Origin of the sequence: Cellulomonas bogoriensis 69B4 = DSM 16987, assembly GCF_000767165.1 — a bacterium.
Classification (GTDB): Bacteria; Actinomycetota; Actinomycetes; order Actinomycetales; family Cellulomonadaceae; genus Actinotalea; species Actinotalea bogoriensis.
The window spans coordinates 1-3,739 of record NZ_AXCZ01000217.1 but is presented as its reverse complement, the minus strand read 5'-3'; the positions used below and the strand labels follow the sequence as shown (position 1 = coordinate 3,739).

The following is a 3,739-nucleotide window of genomic DNA, read 5'->3' as shown; positions in this document are numbered from 1 at the left end:
CCGTCGACAGCTCGCCGCCACCGACCTGCTCCGCGCGGGCGGCCGCACCGGCCGTGAACGCCGAGGCGACCCGACGCTGGGTCAGCACCGGCGGTCCGGCCACGAGGCCCACCCCCCGGCCGCCGGCCATCTCGACCGCGAGCGCACCGGCGCAGTAGGCCGCCTGGTCCCATGCCCAGTCCACGAGCGTGACGCCGGCGAGCCCGGTGCGGTCCGCGGGGGTGTCGGTGAGGACCGTGGGCACCGCGGTGCGGTCGTGGTCCAGGTCCCGGAGCCAGGGGGCGAGCTGGACGCCGTGGCACAGGACCGCACCCCACGCCGGGTCGAACGCGTCGGGCGCCTGCTCGCGCAGGTCGACGCGGATCCCGCGCCCCCGGGCGTCCGTCACGGCGGCCACGGCGGCGTCGATGAAGGCCCCGTCACCGGCAGGGCCACCCAGCAGCACACCGATCGTCCTGGTCATGCGGCCAGGGTAGGCGTCGAGGAGAGGACCACATGACCACCACCGCCCCCGCCCCCCTTCCCCTGCTGGACGTGTGCCCCAAACGGATGCAGGTGGGTCCGTGCGGGGGTGTGGCCGCGGACGGGGGGTGTGAGGTGCGGCCCGCGCAACGGTGCACGTTCCTGGGTGGCCAGCCCCACGAGGGCGTCGAGCTCCCTGCCCGCCGTGTTCCTGGCGAGGTGGGTGTGCAGCGGGGGTCGGGCAGGTTCGAGGCGGGGCTGGCCGCCGGCAGGTTCATGGTGGTGACCGAGGTCAACGGTGCGGACAGCGCGGACGCCTCGGAGTTCACCGCCGCGGCGGTGCGGTTGGCGCAGGTCGCGGACGTGGTGTCGATCACCGACCACTCGGGTGCGAACGTCCACATGGGGAACGTCGCGGCCACGGCTCACCTGCTGGCCGCGGGGGTCGAGACGATGCCGACGTTCACGTGCCGCGACCGCAACCGGATGGCGTTGCAGGGTGACCTGCTGGGGGTGTCGAGCCTGGGCGCCCAGAACGTGCTGCTCGTCTCGGGCAACCACGTGGACGTGGGCGACAGCCCGGACGCGGCACCGGTGTTCGACCTGGACTCCACCCGCCTTATCGGGGTGGCGGCCCGGCTGCGCGACGAGGGGGTGCTCGACAACGGTCGACGCGTGGACGTGGCCCCGTCGTACCTGATCGCGGCGGCCGCGCACCCGTTCGCGCCCCCGTACGAGCGCCGGGCCGAGCAGGTGGTGCGCAAGGTGCGCGCCGGGGCGGACGTGCTGATCACCCAGCACGTGTTCGACCTGCCGTTGTGGCGGTCGTTCCTGGCGGACGTGCAGGCCGCGCGTCCGGACGCGCCACCGTTCCACCTGCTGGCGGGGGTGGCGGTGCTGCCGGACGAGGCGACCGCCCGGAGGGTCAACGCCGGGCTGCGGGGGTTCTCGATCCCCGAGGCGACCCTGGACCGTCTGCGGCGCTCACCGGACCCTGCCCGCGAGGGGGTGCGGATCGCGGCCGAGACGGTCCAGGAGATGCGCGCCTCGGGCGGGGTGTCGGGTGTGCTGCTGGCCCCGGTGACGGGCCGCACGAACGCGTTGGCGGCGTCCGACGAGCAGGTCGACATCGTCTCGGCGGTGCTGCAGGAGGCCGGCATGCCGGTGACCGCTGCGGCACGGGCGGGGGTGGCGTCATGATCGTGACGACCGTCCTGGGTGACGTGGACTCCGCCGACCTGGGTGTCGTGCTGCCCCACGAGCACCTGGTCGCGAACGCGGTGGGCCAGTGGGTGCCGCCGGCGGACGAGGCCGGCCTGGCGTCCGCGACGGCCCCGTTCTCGATGCGGACCCGGGGGGCGGTGCAGGTGGCACCGTTCTCGTACCGGGACGCGTTGCAGCAGCTGGACCTGCAGGTGGCGCTGACCGAGCTGCGGGAGCTCGCCGCGCTGGGCCGGTTCACCGTCGCCGAGCTGTCGATCCCGGGGATCGGGCGTGACCCCGTGGCGTTGCGGACGTTGTCCCAGATGACGGGCGTGAACGTGGTGATGGGGTGCGGGGAGTACGTGGAGCACGCCCACTCGGCGTACGTGCGGCACGTGGGGCCCGAGGTCGTCCGGGACGTCCTGGTCGAGGAGATCACCGTCGGTGTGGGGTCCACCGGGGTGCGCGCGGGCATCATCGGGGAGATCGGGACGAGCAACACCCCCACGCCGGCCGAGCTGAAGGTCCTGCACGGCGCGGCGCTGGCCCAGATGGAGACCGGTGTGGCGCTGAACATCCACCGGTCCATCTTCCCGGACCCGTTGGCGACGCTCCCCGCGATCGACCACGTCCTGGAGCTGGGGGTCGACCCGGCGAAGGTGGTGGTGAGCCACGTCGACGAGCGCCCCGAGCCGGAGTTCGCGCTGCAGGCCGCGGCGCGGGGGGTGCGGGTCGAGCTGGACACGTTCGGGATGGAGCAGTGGGCGGTCTCGGCCCGGCGGGGTGAGGAGTACCCGCGCAGGGCGCTGGACCAGGACCGGTACGTCATGCTGGCGCGCCTGCTGGACGCCGGGTTCGTGGACCAGGTGCTGCTGTCCCACGACCTGTGCATGAAGCCCCAGTTCCTGGAGCACGGCGGGTGGGGCATGACCCACCTGACGCTGAACGTCGAGCCCCGGTTGCGGGCCCTGGGGGTGAGCGAGGACGAGATCGCGGCGATGCGGGTGGTCAACCCGCGACGCATGCTGGAGAGGCCTGGCACGCTCTGAACGCCATCACGCACGACGGGGCCGCGGGGTCCCGACCGGTCGGCCCACCATCGAGGAGCACCATGCAGGGGCAGAGCACCACCACCAGCAGCGGGGCGAGCCTGGTGCGGCAGGTCACGGACATGCTGCGGGAGGACATCGTCGCCCGCCGGTTCGAGCCGGGCCAGCGACTGACCGAGACGCGCCTGGCGGACCACTACGGGGTGTCCCGGGTCCCGGTGCGCGAGGCCCTGCGGCTGCTCGAGGGCGAGGGCCTGGTCACCACGACCGGGCCCCGGGTCCGGACCGTGAGCCGGTGGTCGGACCAGGATGCGCTGGACCTGTTCGCGGTGCGCGCCACCGTCGAGAGCCTGACCGCGGCACGGGCCGCCACGGGCGCGACCCCGGCGCAGCTGCGGGGCATCCGGGCGCTGCTCGCCGCCGGTCAGGAGGCGTTCCGAGCCGGGGAGTTCGAGTCCCTGCCCGGGCTGAACACGGACCTGCACCGGGCGATCGCGGAGGCGTCCGGCAGCCCGATGCTGCTGGGCCTGTTCAACCAGATCTCGCACAAGGTGTCGTTGCTGTACCGGGCGACGGTCGACACGCGCGCCCCGTCCTCGTGGAGCGAGCACGCGGAGATCGTGGACGCGATCGTCGACCAGGACCCGGAGCGGGCTCGTCGGCTGATGCTGGCCCACATCGAGACGTCGGCGGCGCTGACGTCCCTGCAGGGCGGCCCCGCGACCGCCGACCCCCACGTCCAGGAGGTGGCCCCGTGAGCGTGACCCTGCCCGACCCCGAGCTGCTGGCCGCGTTCGCCCGGTACGAGCAGGCCCTGGTGGCCAACGACGTGGTGGTCCTGGACGAGCTGTTCGCGCCGGGTGCGGCCACGGTCCGCAGCGAGGCGGGTGAGTCCCTGGTGGGGCACGAGCACATCGCGGCGTTCCGGGCCGCCCGGCCGGGGCAACCCTCACGGGCCGTCGAGCGGGTGCACGTGCGTGTGCTCGCGCCGGGGTCGGCGGTGGTCGTCGCCGAGACCCGCCGGG

Annotated in this window: 5 protein-coding genes; 4 read left to right on the top strand and 1 reads right to left on the bottom strand. The window is 74.1% G+C overall.

The window, feature by feature from the left end; all coding sequences use genetic code 11:
• Nucleotides 1-463: hypothetical protein (locus N869_RS13520; RefSeq protein WP_035062438.1), on the bottom strand; the 463-nt coding region annotated here is incomplete at its 3' end.
• A 32-nt stretch (nt 464-495) separates the two neighbouring features.
• Here N869_RS13520 and N869_RS13515 point away from each other — a divergent pair.
• The 4 genes from N869_RS13515 to N869_RS17930 form a co-directional block, all read left to right on the top strand.
• Nucleotides 496-1,662: a methylenetetrahydrofolate reductase C-terminal domain-containing protein gene (locus tag N869_RS13515; RefSeq protein WP_052105570.1), complete on the top strand. Its 1,167-nt coding sequence runs from the start codon at nt 496-498 to the stop codon at nt 1,660-1,662.
• Nucleotides 1,659-2,714, top strand: a complete 1,056-nt coding sequence (locus N869_RS13510) for a phosphotriesterase family protein (protein ID WP_035062437.1) — start codon at nt 1,659-1,661, stop codon at nt 2,712-2,714. Before N869_RS13515 ends, N869_RS13510 begins: the two co-directional genes overlap by 4 nt.
• A gap of 62 nt (nt 2,715-2,776) precedes the next feature.
• Nucleotides 2,777-3,472, top strand: coding sequence for a GntR family transcriptional regulator (locus tag N869_RS13505; RefSeq protein ID WP_052105568.1), 696 nt, complete (start codon nt 2,777-2,779; stop codon nt 3,470-3,472).
• A partial coding sequence (locus N869_RS17930; RefSeq protein ID WP_198026083.1) for an AtzH-like domain-containing protein occupies nt 3,469-3,739 on the top strand: 271 nt, incomplete at its 3' end. The genes N869_RS13505 and N869_RS17930, both read left to right, overlap by 4 nt.

Excerpts from the sequence above, each read along its gene's own strand:
- N869_RS13505 (WP_052105568.1), top strand. The coding sequence starts at position 2,777 with ATGCAGGGGCAGAGCACCACCACCAGCAGCGGGGCGAGCCTGGTGCGG.
- N869_RS13515 (WP_052105570.1), top strand. The coding sequence starts at position 496 with ATGACCACCACCGCCCCCGCCCCCCTTCCCCTGCTGGACGTGTGCCCC.
- N869_RS13510 (WP_035062437.1), top strand. The coding sequence starts at position 1,659 with ATGATCGTGACGACCGTCCTGGGTGACGTGGACTCCGCCGACCTGGGT.